This is a genomic window from Thiohalocapsa halophila (genome assembly GCF_016583825.1).
In the GTDB taxonomy this organism is placed as follows: domain Bacteria; phylum Pseudomonadota; class Gammaproteobacteria; order Chromatiales; family Chromatiaceae; genus Thiohalocapsa; species Thiohalocapsa halophila.
Genome location: NZ_NRRV01000177.1, coordinates 1 through 1,590 on the forward strand (window position 1 = coordinate 1; position 1,590 = coordinate 1,590).

The window sequence follows — 1,590 nt, forward strand, 5'->3', positions numbered from 1 at the left end:
CCGCGGCTGCGCGGCAGGCGCGGGGCTTGGTGTTGTCGGTCATGAGGAAATAGTCGAACACCCGGCGCACGCGTCGGGCGAGCTTGGCGGTGGTCGCGGCGACGGAATCATCGCTGTTGGCCTTGATGAGGCCGACGGCGAAGCGGCGCAGGCGGGTGATGTTCTCCGGGCCGTGCCCGGTGCGCAGCCGGCAGCGGTCCTCGTCCCAGTTCCAGTCGAGGATGTAGTGGTGAGCTTCGATGCCCCAGTGGTCGCGGTTGAAGGCCAGCAGGCGCTTGGGATCGGCGCTCTCGGGGGAATGGTCGGTCAGGCCGTAGACGATCTCGGTGGAGGGCTTGCCGGTCTTCTTATCGATGCTTTGGCGCTCGATGGCGAGGACTTGGCCGACGTGCGGGAAGTCGAGGTAGTCGTTCAGTGCCGTGGAGGTCCAGATGGCGCGCGATTCCAGGCGCCCGTGCGCCAAGCTCAGCGGTTCGCGGAAGTCCGGTTCGCCGCGGTTGGCGAAGTGTAGGCGGATGTCGGCGGCCAGGGTGGGCTGATTGTCCTTGGCGATGAACAGATAGTGGGCGCCGCGGGCCACCACATGCTCGGCGATCTTGCGCTGGGTGAGCAGGGCATCGGCGGTGATGGTTTTGCCGGCGATATCGAGCGCTGCGAGCAGCGGCAGGGCCATGCCGATTTCATTGGTCTGCTTGACCTCATCGGTGGCGTCTACGGGGAGGGCGGTGACTTTTTTTGGGTGTAGCAGACCTGGCTCTGGTGTCCGACCGCACCGAGGATATGGGTTTGGCGCCCCTGCTCGTCGATGGCATTGCGCATGGTCTTGCCATCGAGGGCCAGCCCTTCGTCGGCCACCGCCATCTGTGCGTTCCACGCTTGCAGCGCGCGATCGAGGTCATCGGGTGGGATGCTGATGAGCAGGTCGCGGAAGCGAGTGCGGCTGGGCACCTCGTAGCGCCCGTTGCGGTAGCGACAGCGAAAGCGTGCCCGCGCCTGCTGGCTGAGATCTGCGGCCCACGCGGCGATGGCCTTGTAGCCGCGTGCCCCGCACAGCACCGCGCCGGCGGCGATGCCCAGGGCTGCGGGCAAGGGATGACGCCGCCCCTGGCCGCGGCGTGGATCGGGCACGTCGGCGAAGCACGCCGGCAGTGAGCGCATGTGATCGGCAGTCAACAACATGGTCGGGGCTCCATGACGGTAACGGGGATCGAGGATGGGCGCGCGCAGGCGCGCCTGCGCGTCGGCGATCAATGCCCGCACGAACACCCGCTTGGGCGTGTGCGCGCGGTTGCTGTAGCCCGCGCGGGTGCGGCGAAAGCCGCGGCTCTCACCCACCGCCAGCCAATTGGCCGCGCGGTAGCAGGTGCCGTGAAAGCGCCTTGGATCGACGAAGGTCTCCAGCAACCACAACGGGTGGCCGAAGCGGCCCTGCCAATCCGCGCTGACCCGCCGCGCAAGCAGCGCAAGCACGCGCGAGGCGAGGTTGGGCACATGCGCCTCCGGCAGGATGAGAAAGCGCACGTTGTTGCCGATCAGATGCAGGCGATCGTACTGGTAACGCCGATCCCAGCCGATCCAGCGGTCGCGCGC

General features: G+C 67.7%; 2 protein-coding genes. Both read right to left on the reverse strand.

Translation table 11 applies throughout. The features are described from left to right. On the reverse strand, nucleotides 1-673 hold a 673-nt coding region (locus tag CKO31_RS25810), incomplete at its 3' end, for an ISAs1 family transposase (RefSeq protein ID WP_200243709.1). A gap of 38 nt (nucleotides 674-711) precedes the next feature. Beyond that, the coding region (locus CKO31_RS25815; RefSeq protein ID WP_200243712.1) for a transposase family protein at nucleotides 712-1,590 on the reverse strand (879 nt) is incomplete at its 5' end.